The 20,712-nt window shown below is 73.1% G+C and carries 18 protein-coding genes; 5 read left to right on the forward strand and 13 right to left on the reverse strand.

The window, feature by feature from the left end:
• Positions 1-114 precede the first annotated feature (114 nt).
• On the reverse strand, positions 115-2,706 hold the full coding sequence (locus OJ997_RS27175; RefSeq protein WP_270028447.1) for a LuxR C-terminal-related transcriptional regulator: 2,592 nt from the start codon (positions 2,704-2,706) through the stop codon (positions 115-117).
• A gap of 29 nt (positions 2,707-2,735) precedes the next feature.
• Positions 2,736-4,148: an MFS transporter gene (locus tag OJ997_RS27180; RefSeq protein WP_270028448.1), complete on the reverse strand. Its 1,413-nt coding sequence runs from the start codon at positions 4,146-4,148 to the stop codon at positions 2,736-2,738.
• A gap of 260 nt (positions 4,149-4,408) precedes the next feature.
• On the opposite strand from OJ997_RS27180, the gene OJ997_RS27185 reads away from it, so the two are divergent.
• Positions 4,409-6,220: a methyl-accepting chemotaxis protein gene (locus OJ997_RS27185; protein ID WP_270028449.1), complete on the forward strand. Its 1,812-nt coding sequence runs from the start codon at positions 4,409-4,411 to the stop codon at positions 6,218-6,220.
• Here OJ997_RS27185 and OJ997_RS27190 read toward each other — a convergent pair whose 3' ends face one another.
• From OJ997_RS27190 to OJ997_RS27200, 3 genes are read right to left on the reverse strand one after another with little or no spacing between them, the layout of a single operon-like run.
• Positions 6,221-6,802 (reverse strand): acyl-CoA-like ligand-binding transcription factor, encoded by a 582-nt coding sequence (locus tag OJ997_RS27190; RefSeq protein WP_270028450.1) that lies wholly within the window; start codon positions 6,800-6,802, stop codon positions 6,221-6,223.
• 4 nt (positions 6,803-6,806) lie between these two features.
• Positions 6,807-7,532 carry a phosphatase PAP2 family protein gene (locus OJ997_RS27195; RefSeq protein ID WP_270028451.1) on the reverse strand — a complete coding sequence of 242 codons (726 nt, stop codon included), beginning with the start codon at positions 7,530-7,532 and terminating at the stop codon, positions 6,807-6,809.
• Positions 7,532-9,748, reverse strand: coding sequence for an MMPL family transporter (locus OJ997_RS27200; RefSeq protein ID WP_270028452.1), 2,217 nt, complete (start codon positions 9,746-9,748; stop codon positions 7,532-7,534). Before OJ997_RS27200 ends, OJ997_RS27195 begins: the two co-directional genes overlap by 1 nt.
• Positions 9,749-9,903: 155 nt before the next feature.
• Here OJ997_RS27200 and OJ997_RS27205 point away from each other — a divergent pair, with 155 nt between their 5' ends.
• Both OJ997_RS27205 and OJ997_RS27210 read left to right on the forward strand, forming a co-directional pair.
• Positions 9,904-10,545 carry a TetR/AcrR family transcriptional regulator gene (locus OJ997_RS27205; RefSeq protein WP_270028453.1) on the forward strand — a complete coding sequence of 214 codons (642 nt, stop codon included), beginning with the start codon at positions 9,904-9,906 and terminating at the stop codon, positions 10,543-10,545.
• 56 nt (positions 10,546-10,601) lie between these two features.
• Positions 10,602-11,045: a DUF2510 domain-containing protein gene (locus OJ997_RS27210; RefSeq protein WP_270028454.1), complete on the forward strand. Its 444-nt coding sequence runs from the start codon at positions 10,602-10,604 to the stop codon at positions 11,043-11,045.
• Here the strand turns inward: OJ997_RS27210 and OJ997_RS27215 are convergent.
• The 4 genes from OJ997_RS27215 to OJ997_RS27230 are packed head-to-tail and all read right to left on the reverse strand — an operon-like array spanning position 11,042 to position 14,274.
• Positions 11,042-11,791, reverse strand: coding sequence for a hypothetical protein (locus OJ997_RS27215; RefSeq protein ID WP_270028455.1), 750 nt, complete (start codon positions 11,789-11,791; stop codon positions 11,042-11,044). The genes OJ997_RS27210 and OJ997_RS27215 overlap by 4 nt on opposite strands.
• Positions 11,784-12,338: an RNA polymerase sigma factor gene (locus OJ997_RS27220; RefSeq protein ID WP_270028456.1), complete on the reverse strand. Its 555-nt coding sequence runs from the start codon at positions 12,336-12,338 to the stop codon at positions 11,784-11,786. The genes OJ997_RS27215 and OJ997_RS27220 overlap by 8 nt, the downstream gene beginning before the upstream one ends.
• A 47-nt stretch (positions 12,339-12,385) precedes the next feature.
• Positions 12,386-13,288, reverse strand: a complete 903-nt coding sequence (locus tag OJ997_RS27225; RefSeq protein ID WP_270028457.1) for a hypothetical protein — start codon at positions 13,286-13,288, stop codon at positions 12,386-12,388.
• A gap of 23 nt (positions 13,289-13,311) precedes the next feature.
• Positions 13,312-14,274, reverse strand: coding sequence for a zinc metalloprotease (locus OJ997_RS27230; protein WP_270028458.1), 963 nt, complete (start codon positions 14,272-14,274; stop codon positions 13,312-13,314).
• A 193-nt stretch (positions 14,275-14,467) separates the two neighbouring features.
• Between OJ997_RS27230 and OJ997_RS27235 the strand changes: the two genes are divergently transcribed.
• Entirely contained in the window at positions 14,468-15,799 is a 1,332-nt protein-coding gene (locus tag OJ997_RS27235) for an SGNH/GDSL hydrolase family protein (protein WP_270028459.1), read from the forward strand.
• Here OJ997_RS27235 and OJ997_RS27240 read toward each other — a convergent pair.
• Entirely contained in the window at positions 15,771-16,154 is a 384-nt protein-coding gene (locus OJ997_RS27240) for an STAS domain-containing protein (protein WP_270028460.1), read from the reverse strand. The genes OJ997_RS27235 and OJ997_RS27240 overlap by 29 nt on opposite strands.
• A 99-nt stretch (positions 16,155-16,253) precedes the next feature.
• The gene (locus OJ997_RS27245) at positions 16,254-16,757 is read right to left on the reverse strand and encodes a hypothetical protein (RefSeq protein ID WP_270028461.1); all 504 of its coding nucleotides are present in this window, start codon (positions 16,755-16,757) and stop codon (positions 16,254-16,256) included.
• A 185-nt stretch (positions 16,758-16,942) separates the two neighbouring features.
• Here OJ997_RS27245 and OJ997_RS27250 point away from each other — a divergent pair, with 185 nt between their 5' ends.
• Positions 16,943-17,824, forward strand: a complete 882-nt coding sequence (locus OJ997_RS27250) for a sugar phosphate isomerase/epimerase family protein (RefSeq protein ID WP_270028462.1) — start codon at positions 16,943-16,945, stop codon at positions 17,822-17,824.
• 291 nt (positions 17,825-18,115) lie between these two features.
• On the opposite strand, the gene OJ997_RS27255 is transcribed toward OJ997_RS27250, so the two are convergent.
• Both OJ997_RS27255 and OJ997_RS27260 read right to left on the reverse strand, forming a co-directional pair.
• Positions 18,116-19,963, reverse strand: a complete 1,848-nt coding sequence (locus OJ997_RS27255) for a thiamine pyrophosphate-dependent enzyme (protein WP_270028463.1) — start codon at positions 19,961-19,963, stop codon at positions 18,116-18,118.
• The coding region (locus tag OJ997_RS27260) for an SDR family NAD(P)-dependent oxidoreductase (protein WP_270028464.1) at positions 19,960-20,712 on the reverse strand (753 nt) is incomplete at its 5' end. The genes OJ997_RS27260 and OJ997_RS27255, both read right to left, overlap by 4 nt.

The raw sequence follows: 20,712 nt of genomic DNA on the forward strand, positions 1-20,712 counted from the left end.
GGTCAACTCCTGAGGGGTTGGAAGTTGCCGCGACGGTACGTCCGGCTCGGGGCCGTCTCAGCAGTGACGGACTACTGCAGCTGCGCCGGCGACTACGGCAGCCGTGCGGTCGGCTTACAGCTGCACGTTGCGCAGATCCCGGCGACCGCTCACGCCGAGCTTCTGCGACGCGCGGTACAGGTGCGACTCCACCGTGCGGACCGAGACGACGAGGCGCTCCGCGATCTCCGCGTTGCTGAGCCCGCGGGCGGCGAGCGTCACGTACTCGCGCTCGCGCTCGGTCAGCTCGGCGGTCGCACCGCCCAGCGCGGGCATCGACGGCAGCGGACCGTCCTCGCCCTGGCCGTGGAGTCCGCGGCAGCGCGCCGCCGCGCGGCGCGCCGAGTCCTGGCGTCCGGCCCGGGCGAACGCCTCGGCCGCGTTGGCCGCCGCCTCGCTCGCGAACCGCAGCGCGCCAGTCGTCTCGAACGCGTCGGCGACGGCGAGCAGCGCGTCCGCGGCGTCCCCCGCGCGCGCGGCGGCATGGTCGGCGTAGACGCCGACGAGCCGCGCGTCGCACCGCTCACGCAGCTCCCCCAGCGCGCCGGTCACGTCCCGCGCCGGGACGCCGAGCCGCATCGCCTCGTAGAGGACGCGCGCCGCGTGCACGGGGCTCGGGGCGAGCTCGTCGGCCAGCTCGAGCAGCGTGGCCCGCGCCCGCCGCACGTCGCCTTCGGCGTACGCCGCCCACGCCTCGGCCCGCACGACGTACGGTCGCTGGTGCCCGAGCGGCTCGCCACCGCCGAGGTTCGCCCGCATCCGCGCCAGCGCGGCGAGCGCGGCCGCTTCGCCTTCGACCAGCGCCGCCACAGAGGTCTGCAGCGCGTTCACGGGCACGAGCAACCCGACGGGGTCGTGCCGCTCCAGCTGCAGCTCGGCCTCCGCGAGCAGCGTCCGCGCGGACCGGTAGCGCCCGCCGAGATGGTGCAGGATGCCGAGCGTGTACGCCGCCTGGCCCGCGGTCGCGGCGCTGCCCTCGCGCACACCCACCTCGAGCGCACGCGCCATCCACGCGGCGAGCGGCGCCCAACTCTCACCGGTCTCGACGAGGATGCGCGACCACAACGACAGCGCAATCGCGTCGCTGAGCTCGTTCACCGGCGGCTCCGGCCGATGCTGCTCCGCCAGCTGGAGCGCGAGCTGCGTCCGGCCCGCGTAGAACAGGTTCGCGATCTGCGAGGGACGGTCGGCGCCGGCGTGCTGCTCGGCGTCGCGAACGCCGCCGAGCCGCTCGAAGGACGCGACGCGCAGCCGCAGCGCCTGGACGCTCCGGGTCCACTCGGGGTTGGCCGCGAACCACCCAGTCGCGCGGTCCAGCAGCGCACGCAGCTCGTCGAGCCGGTTGAGCCCCCAGTGCAGCACCTCGCTCTGCTGCTCGAGGTAGGTGAGCGCCTGCGCCGGCGTCGTGATCGCCGGCTCCGCCTCCGCGAGCGCGGCGCGCGCGGCATCGAGGTCGTGCGCGTTGAGGTGGGCACGCGCGAGCAGCAACCGCGCGTCGACGCCGCTGTCGCGTTCAAGGGCCTGAGCCGCGAGCGTCGCGCCCAGCCCGGGGGCGCCCGAGGTGCTCGCGATGCTCGACGCCGACAGCAGCAGCTCCGCGTCCATCGGCTCGCCCGCGTCCAGCAGCCAGCGCGCGAGCCGCAACGTGTCGGCCGGCGTGCGCCGCGTCCGCGCGCCGACGATCTCCGCGAGCTGCAGCCGTACCGCATGGGCCTGCACGGCCGGCAGCTGCGCGCGGATGGCTTCGCCGTACAGCGGATGGGCGAGGCGCACGTCGCCGTCGAGCGGGCCGTCCGTGGCGATCAACCCACGCGTCTCGGCGGTGCTGAGCGGGTCGGGGCCGGCGAGGCCGAGCAGCTCCCGCAGCCGCAGCGGCTCGCCGAGGGCGAGCAGCTCGAGCACGCGCTGCTGCCCGCCGTCCAGGTCCGCGAGCCGCTCGCGCACGAGCTCGGCCAGCGAGCCGCTGATCGGCGGGCGCTCCGCGAGTCGCCAGAGCCCGTTCACGTCCGCCAGCGCGCCGCCGGTCGTCGCGCCCACCACGAGCTCGCGCACGTACATCGCGTTGCCACGGCTCGTCGCGTGGAACCACTCGAGCGCCCCGCGCTCGACCGGTCCGCCGGCGATCGCCTCGACCAGCTCGTCCGTCGCCGACCGCGACAGCTCGGCCACCTCCACCCGCGGCGCCCCGGCGTCCTTCCAGAGCGAGACGATCGCGTCCGGCGCCGGCTCGCCCGTGCGAACGGTGACGACCACGAACGTCGCCGCGGAGGTCGCCAGCCGCAGCACGAGCGCGGCGGAGACCGGGTCGAGCAGCTGCGCGTCGTCGACGCCGAGCACGAGCGGTCGCCGCCCAGCCCACGCCACGAGCGCGTCGACGCTCTGGCGGAGCAGCTCGAGCAGGTCGTCCGAGCGCACCTCGCCCGGGATCGCACCGGCGAACGCGCCCAAGGGAAGCGCCGCGGCGCTGCGCGTGGCCTGGACCCAGACCGTCGCCGCGCCCGCCGCCTCCGCCGCGGCGACGGCCTCCCGCGCGACCCGCGACTTGCCGACGCCGGGCGGCCCGGCCACGACCACGCCGACTTCACCCCGCGCGCGAGCGTCGCTGATCAGCGTCAGCTCTCGATCGCGGCCGACGATCGGCCACCCGGGGCGCAAGTTGGCGCGCATGCGCGCCATGCTTGCAGACGCGCGTCGGGCTACACGACCGCAGCGGTGGGCAGTGGCGCGGACGCGTCCGACGCCAGTTGCCGCCGCAGCAACGTCCAGGCCGCGCCGGTCGCGGCGAACAGCACGACGGCGGCGACGAGATAGGCGTCGGCGGTTGCGGTGGTCACGGCCGCCGGCGACGACCGGGCGCCCACGATCGCCCCGAGCACCGCCATGCCGACCGCACCGCCGAGCTGGCGGCTCATCTGGCTCACGCCCGACGCCTCCCCGCGCTCCTCGCGTCCCGCCGCCGCCAGCGCGTCCGTGGCCGCCGGCGAGATCGCCAGGCCGAGGGCGACGCCCACGCCCACGTAGCCCGGCGCGATCCACCCGAAGCTGTGCGTGTGGAGCATGACCGCGAGCCACAGCAGCGACAGCCCCATCAGCGCGGTCCCTCCCGCGAGCAGGAGTCGCGGACCGTGACGGTCATAGAGCCGGCCGGCGAGCGGTGCCACGATCAGCAGCGGGACGGTGAGCGGCAGCAGCGACAGGCCCGCGGCGATCGCGCCGTACCCGAGCACGCTCTGCACCCAGATCGCGCCGAACACCGTCAGCCCGACGAGGGCGAACTGGAGCGCCGCGAGCACCACGTTGTCGACCGCGGTGTTGCCCTTGCGCCACAGGGCCGGCGACACGAGCGGCTCCGGCACCCGGCGCTCGACCAGCACGAACGCCAGCGTTGCGGCCACCGCCACGACGATGGCGCCGAGCGTCACGACGCTGCCCCACCCCCACACCTGCGCCTGCATCAGCGCGAGCACGAGCGCGCCGATCGCCGCGACCAGCGAAGCGGCACCGGGCCAGTCGAAGCGGCCGCCCGAGCGGGTCTCCCCCGCGCCGCCGGCGAGGGCCACGTGCGCGAACGCCAGCGTGAGCGCGCCGACCGGGAGGTTCACGAAGAACACCGCGCGCCAGGAGAAGAGCTCGGTCAGCAGCCCGCCTACCAGCGGCCCGAGCGCGAGGAACACCATCGTCGAGCCGGAGTAGATGCCCATCGCCCGCCCGCGCTCGGACGGCGCGAAGGTGTTGGTGAGGATCGCCCCGGTCGCCGGGACCATCAGCGCCGCCCCGGCGGCCTGCAGGCCGCGCGCGAGCACGAGGCTCGCGCCGCCCACGGCCAGCGCGCAGAACGCCGAGGCGCCGACGAACAGCGCCACGCCGAGGCGGAACGTGCGGGCCGGCCCGACCAGGTCGCCGAGCCGGCCACCGATCACGACGAGCATCGCCAGCACGAGCAGATAGACGTTCACCACCCACTGCGCGCCGACCGGGCTGAGGTCGAGGTCACGCCGCATCGACGGCAGGGCGACGCTGACCACGGTCTGGTCGATCATGATCATCGACAGCGAGCCCGCCATCGTGGCGAGCACCCACCACCTCCGGTTCGCTTCGGTGATGCCCAACTTCCGCCGGGTACGGGGCACGGGTCTGGTCATTGCGGCGCCTTTCGCGAGCGGGAACGTGGCACGCAGCATCGGCGCGGGCTCGCCCTCCGTCCGCAGTAGCCGGCTACTGCAGGCCCGGCCGCGGCTACGGCAGGCGGGTCCCCCGTTTGGGGGACCCACCTGACACTCGGTTTCACTTCCGCGCCTCGGAGCCGATGACCGGTGGCGACCCCGACGCCGCCCCGGCGTCCACCCGAGCCCCAGGAGTTCCCGCCGCAATGCGCCTATCCGTCCGTACGAAGCTCTTCGGCGCCTTCGGCGTCGTCGTGGCCTTGATGATCGTCCTCGGCGTGAGCTCGCTCGGTCAGCTCGGCAGCCTCAACGACCGCGCCACCACGCTCGCGTCGGACACCCTGCCGAGCTCGGAGATGATCGGCAGCCTCCGGGCTCGTGCGGCCAACATGGCCCGCATCGAGTCCGCCGCCATCTTCACCGGGGACAAGCTCGCGGACTACACCAAGGAGGTCGAGACGATCAAGACCGAGGGTCAGCAGATCCTCGATGGCTACGAGGCGACCGTGTCGGACGCCAAGGACCGTGCCGCGTGGGAGAAGGCCAAGACCGCCTGGAACGCGTACGTGGCCGCCACGAAGGACATCCTGCCGACGATCGCGCGTGATCCGCGCGCCGCGATTCCGCTCCTGACGGCCTCCGACGCGCAGTTCAACCAGCTCAACTCGGCGTTGCTGGAATGGTCCGGGTACAACCGCGAGCTCGCGCAGCAGGCCAAGACCGACGCGGCCAACACGTACGCGTCCGCGCGCACCCTCGTGGTCGTGCTGATGGTGATCGCCGCGCTGATCGCCGCCGCGCTGGCGTTCGTGATCGCGCGCAAGCTCGTCGGCGGCGTGACGCAGATGCTGCGCGCCGCGGAAGGGATCGCCGAGGGCGACGTGGAGCAGGACGTGCGCATCACCAGCCGTGACGAGCTGGGCGACACGGGCGCGGCCTTCGCGCGCATGGTCGACTACCTGAAGGAGATGGCGACCGCCACCGAGCGCGTCGCCGCCGGCGACCTCACCGTCGCGGTCCAGCCGCGCTCGGAGCGCGACCTGCTCGGCACCGCGCTCAACACGCTCGTGACCGACCTCGGGCACGTCGTGGGCGAGATCACCAAGCAGGCCGAGAGCGTCTCCAGCGCCTCGACCCAGATGGCCTCCACCTCCGAGGAGACCGGCCGCGCGGTCGGCGAGATCGCCGCCGCCATCTCCGACGTCGCCCAGGGCGCCGAGCGCCAGGTGCGGATGGTCGAGTCCACGCGCACCGCCGTGCAGGAAGCCGCGCGCGCCGCCGTCTCCAGCGCCCAGACCGCGGCCGACACCGCCGCGGCGGCCGACGAGGCCCGGGGCGTCGCCCGCGACGGCGTCGCCGCCGCCCAGCGCGCCACCGAGGCCATCCGCCAGGTCGCCACCTCGTCCACCGAGATCGGGGACGCGATCGGCGAGCTGTCCACCAAGTCCGAACGCATCGGCGGGATCGTCGACACGATCACCGCGATCTCCGAGCAGACCAACCTGCTGGCGCTCAACGCGGCCATCGAGGCCGCCCGCGCCGGCGAGCAGGGCCGCGGCTTCGCCGTCGTCGCCGAGGAAGTGCGCAAGCTCGCCGAGGAGTCCCAGTCCGCCGCGGCGCAGATCTCGGGCCTGATCACCGAGATGCAGCACGAGACGCACCGCGTCGTCGACGTCGTCTCCGACGGCGCGCGCCGCACCGAAGAGGGCGTCGCGACCGTCGAGGAGACCCGGCTCGCGTTCGAGCAGATCGGCGTCGCCGTCGAGGACATGAACGGGCGCGTGACCGCGATCGCCGCCGCCGTCGAGCAGATCGGCGCCGAGGCCAGCCGCGCCGAGCAGGACATCGTCGACGTCGCGTCCGTCGCCGAGGAGTCCTCGGCGTCCTCCGAGCAGGTGTCGGCCTCCACGCAGGAGACCAGCGCCTCGACCCAGGAGATCGCGGCCTCGGCCCAGTCGCTGGCCGGCACCGCCGAGGAGCTCAACCGGCTCGTCGGCCGGTTCCAGATCGCCGCGTAGCTATCGCGGGTCGAGGGCGGCGAAGGCCTCGTCGAGCAGGGCGACGAGGTCCAGCTCGCCGTCCGACGCCGTCCAGCGCTCGATCGCGATCTCCATGCAGTCCAGCGCGGCGGCGGCCTTGACCGACAAGCCCATCGGCACGTCAGGGCCGGCGCCCGTGCGCGTGGCCATCGCCTCGGCCAGCAGCGGCCGCCAGCCGTGGAAGCGCTCGCTCCGCTTCGAGCGGAGCGCCGGCGTGTCCATCACGAGCCGGGTGAGCGCCAGGGCCTCGACCGGATCGTCGTGGTAGGGCTCGAACAGCACGTCCACCGCGCGCCGGAGCGCGGCCCAGTCCGACTCGTCGGCCGGGCGGCTCCGGAGCGCCTGGGCGACCTGCTCCCCCTGGTTGTCCAGGAGGGTCAGGACCGCCTCTTCCTTGTTGCCGAAGTAGCGCAGGAAGGTGCTGCGCGAGACGCCCGTCGCCTCGGCGAGCTCGGTGACGGTGACGTTGTCGAAGCCCTCGCGCAGGAACAGCTCGACGGCGATCGGAGCCAGCTGGGCGCGGACCGCGGTGCGCGCGATGTCCCGCGTCGTCTTCCCCACTGCTTCACGATCCTACTGTCGTGGCCTCCCGGAATCCGTGGCGATGCAGGCGCGGCGGGTGCTGGGCGGTCCACGCGATCACGGCGCCCAGCAGCGTCACGGCGAGCCCGGCGACGACGTCGAACACGAAGTGGTTGCCGGTCGCGACGGTCGAGAGCGCGACGAGCGGCCCCCACAGCAGCGCGAGCGCGCGCAGCCAGGGGCGCGTGGTGGCCGCGGCGCCCGCGACGCTGAGCGCGAACGCGAACCCGCAGTGCAGGCTCGGCACGGCCGCGATCGGGTTGTAGAACATCGTCGAGTGCCCGGCGAGCGCGACCGCGGACTGCTCGGAGACCCAGTCGGTGAGCCCCACGCCGGCGAGGCGCGGCGGCGCGACCGGGAACAGCGCGTAGACCACGAGCGCGAGCATCCAGGTGACGATCACGGTGTTGCGCAGCGGCCGGTAGACCGCGGGCCGCCAGCGGTAGAAGGCCAGCAGCGCCGCCGGCAGCACGACGATCTGCGCGGCGAGGTACACGTGGCTCAGCAGCCACTCCACCACCGGGGTGTCGAGCGCGTGCTGGACCGCGCGCTCGACGCCGATGCCGCCCTGGAACTCGACGAGCCAGCGCGCGTTGGAGAGCGCCAGGTCGACGTCGCCGTTCGTCGCCCACCGGCCCGCGTTGTAGAGCAGGTAGGCGAACGCGAAGAGCGCGAGCTCACGGAGTCCTGGGCGGCGCAGCAGCTGCATCACACGACGGCGGGGACGCGGGTCTCGTGGGGCTCGCGCAGCGCGTCCGGGTGCCCGTCCATCGGCGGGTCCTTCGGGTCGCGGTTGGCGACGAGATGCCCTTCGAGCGAGACGTTCGGCAGCACCCGGTCCAGCCAGCGCGGCAGCGTCCACGCGCGGTCGCCGAGCAGCTGCACGACCGCCGGGGCGATCACGAGCCGGACGATCAGCACGTCGACGAGCACGCCGAGCCCGAGCCCGAGGCCGAACATCTTCGCGGTGACGTCGGGCTGGGTCACGAAGGCCAGGAAGACCGAGCCCATGATCAGCCCCGCGTAGAGGATCACCTTGCCGATCCGCGAGACGCCGTGGATGACGCTGGCGCGGGACGAGTCGCCCTCGTTGTGCGCCTCGTGGATGCGCGAGAGCAGGAAGACGTTGTAATCCATGCTCAGCCCGAACAGGATCGCGAACATCATCACCGGGACGAACGAGATGATCGGGACGTCGCTGCCCACGCCCAGCAGGTCGGCGCCGACACCCAGCTGGAAGACCGCGACGACGATGCCGTAGGACGCGGCGATCGAGAGCAGGTTGAAGACGGCCGAGACGAGCGGGATCCAGAGCGAGCGGAACGCCGCCGTCAGCAGCAGCACCGAGAGCCCGATCACGACGGCGATGAAGATCGGCAGGCCGGCCGCGGTCTTGTCGGAGAAGTCCTGGAAGCCGGCGGTGTTGCCGCCGACGTAGGCCTTCAGCGGCGTGCCCTCGAGCGCGCCGGGGATCACGCGGTCGCGCAGCGTGTTGACGAGGTCGCTCGTCTTCTCGTCCTGTGGCGCGGTGGACGGGATCGCCGTGAGCGTCGCGATCTCGCCGTCCTGGCTCGGCGTGGCGGGCGTGGCGGCGACGACGCCGTCGGTGCCGGCGATCGCCGTGCGGAGCCGTTCGAGCTGCTCTGCCGTCGCGGCGTCGCCCTTCGGCGTGTCCACGGTGATCAGCAGCGGGCCGTTGGTGCCCGGGCCGAAGCCCTTGCTGACCTGGTCGTAGGCGACGCGCTGGGTCGTGTCCGCCGGCTTGTTGCCGTCGTCGGGCTGGCCGAGCCGCAGCTGCGTGACCGGGAACGCGAGCACGAGCAGGACGAGCACGCCGGCGCCGACCGACAGCCACGGGCGCGCGGTGATGATCTCGCCCCAGCGGGCGAACCGCTGCGACGGGGCGACGTGCGCGTAACGCTTGGGCTTCAGGCGCTTGGAGAACGCGCCGATCAGGATCGGCAGCAGCGTGATCGCCGACAGCACGACGGCGGCGATGCCGATCGCCGCGCCGATGCCCATCTTCCCGATCAGCGGGATGCCGATCACGAGCAGGCCGGCGATCGCCACCATCACGATCAGCCCGGCCGTGACGACGGCCGAGCCGGAGGTCGCGAGCGCCTTGGCCGACGCGTCGCGCACGCTGTCCCCCGCCGCGACCTGCTCCCGGAAGCGGCCGATGATCAGCAGCGCGTAGTCGATGCCCGCGCCGAGGCCGAGCATGATCGCGATCGTCGCGGCGAACGCCGGCAGGCCCAGCGGGCCCGACACGGCGGTCAGCAGCAGCTGGCCGAGGATCACGCCGAGCAGCGCGCCGAACAGCGTCGCGGCCATCGCCGCCATCGAGCGGAACAGCAGCGTGAGCAGGATGATCGCGATCCCGATGCCGACGAGCTCGCCGACCGGCGCCTCCTGCTCGGAGGCGAGGTCGACGATCATCCCGCGCGCCGACACGTCCAGGCCCGGCCGCTCCGCCGACTCGACGGCGTCGAGCAGGCGCTCCCCGTCGGCCTTCTCGGCGTCCATCGGCGGCAGGTCGTACTGGACCGTGGTCTGCGCGATCGTGCCGTCGCGCGAGATCAGCCCTTCGGCGTCGAACGGGCTGACGACGCCGCTGACACCCTCCAGCTTGGAGATCTTCTGCAGCGCGGTGTCGATCGCGGCGCGGTTCTCGGGGTCGGAGACCTTCCCGCCGGTGGCCGTGAACACGACCTGGGAATCCACGCCCGCGAGCGCCGGCGTGTGGGCCTTGAGCAGATCCACGGCCGTCTGGGACTCGCTGCCCGGAACCTTGAAATCGTCCGTCGCGGGCTCGCCGTTGGCCGCGAACCCGCCCAGCACGACGAGGGCGGCGAGAGCCACGACGAGGCTTCGCCGCCATCGGTGGGTGAGCGTGCGCGCCAGCCGCGCGAGGGCATCGGACATCGGAATGACTCCTGTACAAGGGGGAATCGCCGTCCGTGGACGACGCAAGACTTGCATGAATGTAGTGCTTGCAAGTTCGCCTGTCACGTTTTTTTGCAATAGATGCAGAAATGCGCCTCTTGCGTATCTGCCATCCGGGCGTCTACGCTTGACGTGTGGCCGTGGACACCGAGTCAGAACGAGAGGGACTGCGCGAGCGCAAGAAGCGCCAGACGCGCGACACGATCGTGCGCACCGCGCTCGAGCTCTTCGATCGCCAGGGCTTCGCCGCCACCACCATCCCGGAGATCGCCGAGGCGGCGAACGTCTCCCCGCGCACGGTGTCGACCTACTTCCAGGCCAAGGAGGACCTCGTCTTCCCCGGCACCACGGAGATGTTCGAGCGCCTCGAGGCCCTGCTCAGCGCGCGCGGGCCGGACAAGACGACCGCGGACACGCTCCGCACCTGGTTCGCCGAAGAGGTCCCGCGCCTGGAGTCCGAGCACTTCGTCGTCGCGCGCCGCGTGATCCAGTCCAGCGAGCACCTGATCGGCTATTCCGGCCGCTTCCGCGCGCGCGGCGAGGAGATCATCGCCCGCTCGATCGCCGAGGACCTGTCCGCCGACCCCGGCGAGCTCGAGCCCCGCTTGGCCTCCGCCGCGACGCTGGCGATCTTCGGCGTCCTCGATTCCCTTAAGGACAAGCAGGACGACTGCGCGCCGACCGATCACACCGCTGCGCTCGGCCTGCTGGACCGCGCGCTGCTGTTCGTCGACGCCGGCATCCGCGCGCTGCGGGACAGCCCGCCCTCGAGTTAGGTCCAGAGGTCCGCTCCGCCCGGCATACTCGCCTCAGCGAGCGGTGAGGGAGTGGGGTGCGGGGAGCGAAGGGCAAGTGGCTGGTGATCGTGGTGGTCGCGCTGGCGGGCGCGGCCGGCGGCGCGTACCTCGGCAACGAGGCCGCCCCCGACGTGACCGGCGTGATCGCCTGCCTCGCGGCTGCCGGGTTCGCGCTCGGCGGCCTGCTCGGCGTGCTCGTGAGCGGTTGGTGGCGGCCGCCGCCCAAGCCGGCCAAGGCGAGCCCGCCGGCGCCGCCCGCCGCCCCACCCCGGCCTGCTCCGGAAGCGACGCCCGAACCGGTCGTCGCCGCTCCGGCCGCCCCGGCCGCCCCGCCGCCGGCGCCGGAACCCCCTCCGCCCCCGGAGAACGAGGAGCCGGGCTGGTACCCGGACCACACCGGCGCACGGCGCTACTGGGACGGCGAGCGCTGGACCGAGAGCCTGTGGCGCGACCGCGCGCCCCGCACGCGCAAGCGTTAGACCACCAGCCGCTTGCGGTGCTCGCGGCCCGTCGGGTCGCGCCAGACGATCTCCTGAAGCCCACGCTGCTGGAACAGCACCGCGTTGTCGACCACGCGCAGCTCGCTCGTCTTCCCGGTCTTGAGGACGAGCGTCACGCGGTCGATGCCGTCGGGGAACAGCACGAAGTAGATCGGCCCGTCGCGTTCGGTGGTCCGGCTCCAGAACGGCCACGCATACGTCGGCAGGCCCGCGGTGCAGCTCGACGTGCCCGAACCCCGCGGGCTCTTGATGGCGTCGCAGAACCCGGTTTTACCGTCCCACAGCGCAGGCATCACGAAGTGCTCGAGCGCACCGAGGCGGGCGACACGCCGGGCTCGTGACCAGTCCGGTTCGACAAGGACGATCTTCGACCCCGGTGACCGTGGCGCGTCTTGCTCGAACCGGTCGGACGGTCGCGCGGGCCGCCGCAGCGCGCCGAGCTTGGCCTCGGCCAGCGCACGCGCTTCGGCCATCGATGCCGGGGGTGTGTTCGGATCGCGCATCACCGGGCTGAACGGGTTCGGCTCCGCGGTCGCGGTCGGGACCGGCGTGGTGACGGCCGGCCGCTCGTCGCGGCCTTCCGGTCGGCCGGCGATCAGGAGCGCCGCCGCGGCGAGCGCGGCCGCGGGCGCTGTGATCCGCAGCAGCACGCGACGGCGTCGCCGGTGAGAACGCCGCTCGGCGACGTCGCGGACGAGCAAGCGCAGCTCCGGGACTTCAGACATCGTCGTGCTCCACGATCGTTCGCAGGGTCAGCAGCCCGCGGCTCACGTGCTTGCGCGCGACCAGCGTCGAGCACTGCATCCGCTCCGCGAGCTCGGGATAGCTCAGCTCCTCGATCACGCGCGCACGGATCGCCTCCGCCTCACGTGGGCGCAGATGGGCGAGCAGCTCTTCGACCGAGCGGCTGCCGAGCCGGTCCACCCGCTCGAGCCGCTCGTCGATCAACTCGAGCCGCCCCGCGCCGAGCTTGCGCCGCGCCCGTTCCTCGACCTGGCCGCGTTTGATCGAGCGCAACAGCTTGTGGCGCGCGATCCCGATCAGCCACGCCACCGCCGGGCCGTCCTGCGCGCGGTAGCGCCGGACCGAGCCGAGCGCGGCGACGAACGTCTCGGCCGCGAGATCGATCGCGACGTCCGACGACGCCGTCCGCTTGCGCAGGTAGCTGAGCACGAGCCGCTCGTGCCGCAGGTAGAACTGGTCGAACGCCGCCGGCTCCCGTGGCGTGCGGCGCAGCAGCTCTTCGTCGGAGAGTCGGTCGAGGTTCGCCACTACTGACCACTTCTCCGCACCGCTTCAAACGTGACATGCGCGCCGCGTCACTTGACGACGCGGAACATCAGCGGGCACCCATAGTCCCCGCGCAACTCGTTCCCGCGACTGCGGTAGACCGGCCACACCTCGCTGAAGCCGAGCTTCGACCGGCTCACGCTGAATCGGAATCGGCCATGGCGGTCGGTCCGCACCGTCTTCCACACCTTCGCGGCGGGCCGCGCCGGCGGCACGCGATACAGACGCACGGGTCGACCGGCCACGGGCGGATCGATAGCCCCGAGGACCGACAGCCGGCGGCCGCGCTTGACCTCGACCACCCGGAGACCACGGGGATTCCGGAGTTGCGGGGCGAAGCGCATGCCCAGCTGGGCGCCGAGGCGCCCGCTGATCCTGATCGGCCCGGACATCGCTTCCAGGGGCGACATGGAGGGCTGTCCCGGCAGCGGGCTCAAGCTCGTCTTGAGCGTGAACCGCACCCGGAGATCCATCCCCGCCCAGAGCGGCCGGTCGGTGACCGAGTACAGGTACCGCACCCGTGACGTGCTCCCGGCCGGCACCAGCAGGTCGCGCTGCTGGTTGTCCACCTCCCACCCGTGGAAGCCACCGGGCCAGGTCGGGGAACACGAAGGCCGCCCCCGCATGCCCCCGACGCCTCCGGTGAACGCGGCCGGCCCCTCGACCACGGCCGGCGGGCCGGACGCGAACAGCGGCGTTCCCTCGAGTACCCGCGGCTGCGTTCGACGCGATGCGAACAGGGGCAGCTCAGCGCCCAGGGCGACGCGCTCATCCTGCGCGCCGCCGGTGACGAGCACGGTGAACGTCAGCAGCTGCCCGTCGGCGCCGCTGCGCACCGTTGAGCGATCGGCGCTGACTTCGATCCGGACCTGGCCTGACGCCCCATCGGCGATCCAGCCGCTGACCCCGACCGCGACCAGCGCTGCCAGCACACCCCTACGGCACGCGTCCCGGATCAGCATCCCCCGGCGGTCACCCCGTACCGGCAGCGCAGGCCCACGGCGTCGCCATAGCCCAGCGTGCGCCGGAAGATGTCAGCCGTCGCGGTGTGGTGCATCGTCAGGTAGAACGCGTTCACCTCGCCGAGCCCGACGCTGTGGCCACCCTCGTGCGTCGCGACGCTCTGCACGTCCAACGTGCCGCCGGCTCCGTTGAGGCTCCACGGGGAGGCGTCGTTGAAGCGCATATCCACGTTGTGGAAGAACACGCCGTCGTACGAGTACCAGATCGTGCAGGCGGCGAAGCCGCTGCTGCAGCCCACGGCGCTCATCGATCCGAAATCGACCACGTTGACGCCGTCCGGTGTCATCTGCGGGACCGCGGTCGTCGTCCCGGCGTACACGTGTTGGATCGCCGTCACGTTCCCCCACCCGCAGCTGTTGTACGTGGTGTCCCAGTTCTGGAGCCCGGCGCCGATCTGGTAGAGGTAGGTCGCAGGCATGTAGCCGCCCTGACGGTTGCGCCACTCGTAGCCACCTCCGCCCGAGCCGTTCATGAGCCGCGGACCCACCCACGTGTAGCCACCGGTGCTGCAGCCCGTGTCGGCCTGCTTGAGCTGTCGCTGCGCGGAGGATGCGGCCGGCACGACGCCCTCCCACTGCACCGCACGTGGCTCGGTCGGCGGCAGGTACCGGGCCGCGGACTCCTCCCGCATCTTCGCCCAACGCGCGGCGGCGCCCGCAAGCTTCGGATCTTCGAAGGTTCCGGACACGCCGCCGCCGCCGCGTCCGGGCTCAGGGCTGTCGAACCAGCTGATGGGCAGCATCTCGACCTTGCCCTCCGGGCCACGAACCGGAGCGACCGTCACGCTGCGCTCGAGGTCGCCGTCGGGATCACATCGGGTGACTCTGTACGAGCCTGATTCGTAGTACTCGGTCACCTCGAGCCCGCGGTCACGCGACGCGGTGCTGACGCTCATCATTATTCAACTGTCACTTCGCGCTGGTGAGCGCACAGGGTGTGTAGCGACGGCCCTGATCGGTTTCAAGCATTCATGCTGGTGAAGGCAGTCGTATCAGTCAGCCTCGTGACTCGGTCCCCGCGGAGTGCGGCGCACGTTGCAGTAGCGGCGTACTGAGGACACGGGCGGAGCGAACCGGGACGCTCCGACCATGAGCTTCTCTGGACTCTTGATCGCGGGCACGCTCGCGCTGACGCTGACGGGACCGGTCCAACCCGCCCCGCGCTACGTCGCCCTCGGTGACTCGGTCGCGGCCGGCGAAGGCATCGGTGAAGGCTGGACGTGGAACGCCGGCAAGCAGCACTGGGTCGGCGGCAGCACGCCGGGCCGCTGGGACACGACGTTCCGCCCGGTCCCCTGTCATCAGACGCGGCAGGGCTATCCGTGGGTGGTGGCGGCCCGGCTCGGCGCGGACCTGAAGGACTTCGCCTGCACGGGCGCGAGCGGGATCGACGGCATCCTCGGCGTCCAGCCCGACCGTGACCTGGACGGCGCGCAGCTCGGGTGGACGGGTGCCGCTCCGCTGGCCGGGGCCGCACCGGCGAACCTCGCCTACGACGCGCCGGCACCGCCGTCGCTCGTCTCGCTCACGCTCGGCGCGGACGACGTGGACTTCGCCGGGCTCGTGGGCCGCTGTTACAAGAAGTACGACGGCGGGTGCAGTCATGCCCCGAGCCGCCTCGACGCGGTTCTGCAGAGACAGAAGGCCAACCTCGCGCACACGCTGCAGGAGATCGAACGGCGCGGGGCGGCCGACGGACGCAAGCCGCTCGTGGTCCAGACGACCTACTACGACCCGTTCGGGTCAGACACGAAGTGCGTCGACAACCGTCCGGAATGGCCGCTCGCCTATCTGAACGCGGCGGACCTCCGCTTCCTCGCCGGCGCGCAGGTGCGGATGAACCAGACGATCATCGACGTCGCGGCCGAGCACGGCGCCCTCGTGCTCGACACCGACCCGCTGTTCGCCGACCACCTGTGGTGCTCGCCCGACCCGTGGGTGTACGGGATCTCCATCAAGCGCTCGGACAAGCACACGATGGCGCCGTTCCATCCGATGCCCGCGGGCCAGCAGGCGCTCGGCGAGGCGATGGCCACGGTCTTCGCGAGCGCGGCGCCGGTCGACGCCGGCACGGACGTGCACGTTCGGGTCGCGCACGGCGCACTGCGGTTCTCCTCGGTCAGCACGCCCGGTGAAGCCGCGATCGTGCCCGCGGCCGACCTGCCCGGCAGCGTTCCGCCGTCGAGTGGCTTCGTGGTGGGCTCCGCGTACGCCGTCACGACCTCCGCGGACTTCAGCGGCGACGTGACGATCGCGCTGCCGTCCGCTCGTGCCCAGCAGCTCTTCCAGTACCTCGACGGCGGCTGGCGGCCGGTCCCGTCCGCGTTCGACGGGGGCTTCGTGCGCGGGACGGTGTCGTCGCTCTCGCCCGTCGCGCTCGGGACGACCTCGCTCAACCCCGCCGGTCGGCGAGCGCGCTGAGTCCGGTGTCCACGTCCTTGACCAGCGGCAGGAACTCGGCGGCGCCCGCGATCTCGAACGCCCGGGCCGCGCCGGGGCGCGCCGGACGCACCATCGCCACGCGTCCCGCCGCGACGCGCACCTCGCGCACCGCTCCCACCAACGCACGTAGGCCGGTGGAGTCGCAGAACTGCAGGTGCGAGAGATCGATCAGCAGGCGCGAGCTGGGGCCATCCACCTTCGCCCCGATCTGCGTGCACAGCAGCGGCGCCGTGTAGAGGTCGAGCTCGCCGTTGACCTCCAGCACGCTGACGCCTTCGACCCGGTGCTCGATCAGCCTGAGCCGTGTTGCCACATCGTCGGATGCCAGGAACATGTGCGCTCCGCTACCCAGCCGCGATCCGGTGGCCGCCTGCCCGGCGGTCTATTCGTCAGCCCGGTAACGCGGGTGTCACGCATCCGAGACACGTCCGCGTTACCACGCGTGAAGCGGATCGACACCCACGTCAAGCGCGAAGCCGTCGACCGCGCGGCAGTCCAGGGCGGTCGTGATCCACGCGCGTGCGGCCTCCAGCCCGGCGGTGCCGGACGCGGACCCCATGCCGGCGGCCAGCTCGCGAACCGTCGCCTGCAGCGCCTCACCGACGAGCTCGAGCACGAGGCCCGCCGGGCCGAGCAGGACGAACGGGCCGGCCGCGGGCGCCGGGAGCGTCGCGCCGACCCGCGCGAGCAGTCGCAGCTCCTCGCGCAGACGCGGCAGCTCCGGGTCCTCGGTGGGAGCGGCCGCCTCGCCGGATGGCTTCGAGCGCGTGGCGCGCGCCCGGATCGCGTGTTCGAGCACGCCGGTGCGGGCCGCGAGCGCGCGTTCGAGCGCCGGACGGTGGTGGGCCGTCAGCTCGACGCGAAGCACGTCGCAGACGCCGAGACCGCGGGCGGTGCCCGCAAGGTGAGCCGGATCGGCGGTACGGTCTGGATGCATGGGAGATGACGAGCTCCTGTGCCGGCCCCGGGGCGTTGCCGCGCCGCCGGGGCACTTTTGTTGGTGTGGTGAGGAAGTATATGGGGTGGGTCGGCGGAGCGGTGGGCGCGCCGCGGAGGTTCGCGATTTGCAGCGAGAACGTGATCGGGCGTTCATACCCACTGAGTAAGTGATTGAATGAGTTGATGCACTCCATCCACCTCGCCGGCGGCCCGGTCTCGTGGGGCGTCGACTTCGCGGACACGCCCGGCAACCCCGTCCCGGACGTCGTCTTGGACGGGATCGCCGCGGCCGGACTGGGCTGGATGGAGCTCGGCCCCGTCGGCTACCTCCCGCGTGACCCCGGCGCGGCCCGCGCTGCCCTGCGCGCCCGCGGACTCGGTGCGGTCGGGACGTTCGTGTTCGACGACCTGCACCGCCCGGAGGCCCGCGACACCGTGTTGGCCGCGGTGGACGCCGCGCTCGTCGCCATCACCGCCACGGGCGGCACCCGGCTCGTGCTGATCGACCGGCCCGACGAAGCGCGGGCGGCGACCGCCGGCCGTTCCGCCGCGGCGCCGCGGCTCGGCTCGGCCGCCTGGGAAGCGCTCATCGACGTCGTGCGCCGCGCCGCCGAACGCGCGTCGGCGACCGGGGTGCGCGCGGTCGTGCACCCGCACGCCGGTGGCTACGTCGAGTTCGAGGACGAGATCGAGCGGCTGCTCGAAGCGGTGCCGGCCGCGGAGGCCGGGCTGTGCCTGGACACCGGGCACGCGCTCTACGCCGGCAGCGATCCCGCCGAGCTGCTCACGCGCCACGGCGCCCGCGTCGAGCACCTGCACCTGAAGGACGTCGACGCGCAGGTCAGGGCGCGCGAGCTCGGGTTCTGGGACGCGATCGCCGCCGGCGTCTTCTGCCCGGTCGGCGACGGCCTCCTCGATCTCGCGCGGGTGCGGGCGGCGCTCGCGACGATCGGGTACTCCGGCTTCGCGACGGTCGAGCAGGATCGCGTGCCCGGCGCCGCCGGCGATCCGGGCGCCGACCTGCGCGAGAGCGTCAGCCGCCTGCGCGCGGCAGGCATCGGCTGACGCCGCGCTCCGCGGGCGTCCCGGCGGCCCGGCAGCCCCGTGGGCGGGCGCGCGACCGGCGTCGCCGACGGACGCATCTGTGCCTGTCCGGGGCGCGCGCGGCTCGATAGCTTCGCGCTGCGGCGAGTGCGGCCCGTCTACTCAACGGGTTAGAGCGCCGCGTTTCGTCGAGGCTCGGCCGCGGGCTGGGGTCGCTACCCGCTCTCCCCCGTCCGCGGCCCGGCCTCGCACCGTGGCCGCGGGTGGCCGGGATCGGCTGACCCCGATCCCGGCCGTTCGCGGGGAGCAACCTCAGACGAAGGGGCGTTGACCGGCGGCGCGTCGGCGCGCCTCGGCCACTTCGACGTGCCGGCGCGTGTCGTCGCCGGCGGCGGTCTCCGGCACGCCGAGGTCCCAGAACGTGCCCGAGGGCGGGATCTCGGCGTCGCCCACCGGGCAGTGGATGACGGTCGTGCCCGTGCCGGCGCGGGCGGCTTCGAGCGCGCGCCGCAGGCCCCAGGCGTCGTCGACGCGGGTCCCCTCGCAGCCGAGCGCGGTGGCGAGCTGCGCGATGTCGACCAGGAGCTCGTGGCCGTCGGCGTCGACGAAGCGGTTGCCGACGCTCACGCCGATGGTGTCGCGTGCCAGCGCGTCGATCGACCCGTAGCCGGCGTTGTCGATGACGACCACCGTGACTTTCAGGTCGGCCTGGATCGCGGTCAGCAGCTCGGCCGGCGCCATCAGCAGGCTGCCGTCGCCGACGATCACGAACACCTCCGGGTCCGGCCCCTCGTGCAGGCGGATGCCGAGCGCCGAAGGGAGCTCATGCCCCATGCACGAGAAGCCGAACTCGAGGTGGGCATGGCCGCCCGGTGGAACGCGCCAGAGCTTGAGCAGGTCGCCGGGCGTCCAGCCCGCCGCGGCCACGACCCAGTCGCCCTCGCGCGCAGTTTCATTGACGGTCTCGTAGACCGCACGACGGTCGAAGCGATCGGGCGCGCGCGACGTCTCGACGTCCGCGTGCCACGCGGCCTGCGCCGCGGCGACGTCGGGACGGTCCGCGTGCGGGACCGCGTCGCGGAGCGCCTCGAGCGCGAGCTTCGCGTCGGCCACGAGCGGCTTCGCCCCGAGCTTGTACGCGTCGGCGGCGGCGACGTTGACGCCGAGAAACCGGACGTCCTCGTGCTGGAACAGCGACAGTGAGCCGGTCGTGAAGTCGGTCAGGCGGGTGCCGACGGCGATCACGAGATCCGCCTGCTCGGCGATCCCTCGCGCAGCGGCCGTGCCGTTCACGCCGAGCCCGCCCAGGTGCAGCGGACCGGGCGCCATCACGCCCTTGCCGGCCGACGTCTCGGCGACGGGGATCCCGGTCGCGGCCGCGAACGCCGCCAGCGCGGCCTCCGCGCCGGAGTAGCGCACGCCGCCGCCCGCGATCAGCAGCGGTCGCTCGGCGCGCACCAGCAGCTCACGGGCGAGCGCGAGCTCCTCCGCGGCGGGCGGGCGCCGGGCGACGGTCCACGTGCGCTCGGCGAAGAACTCCGCGGGCCAGTCGAACGCCTCGGCGAGCACGTCCTGGTGCAGCGCGACCGTCACCGCGCCGGTCTCGGCGGGATCGAGCAGCACGCGCAGCGCGGCCGGGAGCGCGGTGAGCAGGTGCTCGGGCCGGACGACGCGGTCGAAGAAGCGGCTGAGCGGGCGGAACGCGTCATTGACCGTGAGGTCGCCGGACACGGGGTCCTCGAGCTGCTGCAGGACCACTCCGGAACGTCGCGTCGCGAACGTATCGGCGGGCAGCAGCAGCACCGGGAGCCGGTTGACGGTCGCGGTCGCCGCGCCGGTCAGCAGGTTGGTCGCGCCGGGGCCGATCGACGCCGTGCACGCGTGGGCCTGCAGCCGCCTCGCGGCCTTCGCGAAGCCGAGCGCGGAGTGCACCATCGACTGCTCGTGCTTCGGTTGGTAGAGCGGCAGATCCGCCCCCTCTTGGGCGATCGCCTGGCCGAGGCCGAGCACGTTCCCGTGGCCGAAGATCCCCCACAGGGCGGGCACCGCGCGGCGACGCACGCCGTCGCGCTCGCTGTGCTGGACCGAGAGCCAGCGCACGAGCGCCTGCCCGGTCGTGAGCCGGACGGTCGGCCGGCGTCTGGACGGTGACGGGATCATCGGGCCGTCCACCCACCGTCGACGCGCAGGCTCGTGCCGGTGACCGACGCGGCCGCGGGCGAGGCGGCGAACACCGCGGCCGCGGCGACGTCCTCGACCGTGGCGAGCCGCCCGAGCGGGATCTGCGCCACCACCTGCTCGCGGAACCCGGGCGCCGCAAGGAACGGCGCGGTCAGCTCGGTCTCCACGAACGTCGGCGCGATCGCGACCACGCGCAACCCGCGCGGCGCGAGCTCGACCGCCAGCGCCCGCGTAAGCCCTTCGACCGCGTGCTTGGTCGCGCAGTACACGCTGCGTCCCGGCGCACCGACATGCCCCATCTGGCTCGACAGGAACACGAGCACGCCGCCAGGCTTCATCCGGGCGGCGGACTCGCGCGCGGCGTGCAGCGTCGCGCGGACGTTGAGTGCCCAAAGGCGATCGGCCACCGCGAGATCGACCTCCTCGAGCGCCTGCGGCACGTTCGTCCCGGCGGCGCACACGAGCACGTCGAGCGCGCCGACTGCTGCGAACGCCGCGTCGAGCGCCTCCGCATCCGTGACGTCGGCGACGTGCACGGTGGTCTCGGCCCCGTGCGCACGGGCCCTGCGCGCCACGTCGTCCAGTGCCTCCGGCGAACGGGCGACGAGCGTCAACCGCGCGGCGCCGGCGGCGGCAAAGGCCACGGCGATCGCGGCACCGAGGCCGCGGCTGCGCCGGATTGCGCCCGGGCGCGGGCCGAGTGCGCTTGTCGGTCCTGGTGCCACGCG

It is taken from the genome of Solirubrobacter phytolaccae, assembly GCF_027587195.1.
Lineage (GTDB): Bacteria > Actinomycetota > Thermoleophilia > Solirubrobacterales > Solirubrobacteraceae > Solirubrobacter > Solirubrobacter phytolaccae.

Coding starts and splice junctions, on each gene's coding strand:
- OJ997_RS27175 (WP_270028447.1), bottom strand. CDS start 2,706: ATGCGCGCCAACTTGCGCCCCGGGTGGCCGATCGTCGGCCGCGATCGA.
- OJ997_RS27185 (WP_270028449.1), top strand. CDS start 4,409: ATGCGCCTATCCGTCCGTACGAAGCTCTTCGGCGCCTTCGGCGTCGTC.
- OJ997_RS27195 (WP_270028451.1), bottom strand. CDS start 7,532: ATGCAGCTGCTGCGCCGCCCAGGACTCCGTGAGCTCGCGCTCTTCGCG.
- OJ997_RS27200 (WP_270028452.1), bottom strand. CDS start 9,748: ATGTCCGATGCCCTCGCGCGGCTGGCGCGCACGCTCACCCACCGATGG.
- OJ997_RS27215 (WP_270028455.1), bottom strand. CDS start 11,791: ATGTCTGAAGTCCCGGAGCTGCGCTTGCTCGTCCGCGACGTCGCCGAG.
- OJ997_RS27230 (WP_270028458.1), bottom strand. CDS start 14,274: ATGAGCGTCAGCACCGCGTCGCGTGACCGCGGGCTCGAGGTGACCGAG.
- OJ997_RS27235 (WP_270028459.1), top strand. CDS start 14,468: ATGAGCTTCTCTGGACTCTTGATCGCGGGCACGCTCGCGCTGACGCTG.
- OJ997_RS27240 (WP_270028460.1), bottom strand. CDS start 16,154: ATGTTCCTGGCATCCGACGATGTGGCAACACGGCTCAGGCTGATCGAG.
- OJ997_RS27245 (WP_270028461.1), bottom strand. CDS start 16,757: ATGCATCCAGACCGTACCGCCGATCCGGCTCACCTTGCGGGCACCGCC.
- OJ997_RS27250 (WP_270028462.1), top strand. CDS start 16,943: ATGCACTCCATCCACCTCGCCGGCGGCCCGGTCTCGTGGGGCGTCGAC.
- OJ997_RS27255 (WP_270028463.1), bottom strand. CDS start 19,963: ATGATCCCGTCACCGTCCAGACGCCGGCCGACCGTCCGGCTCACGACC.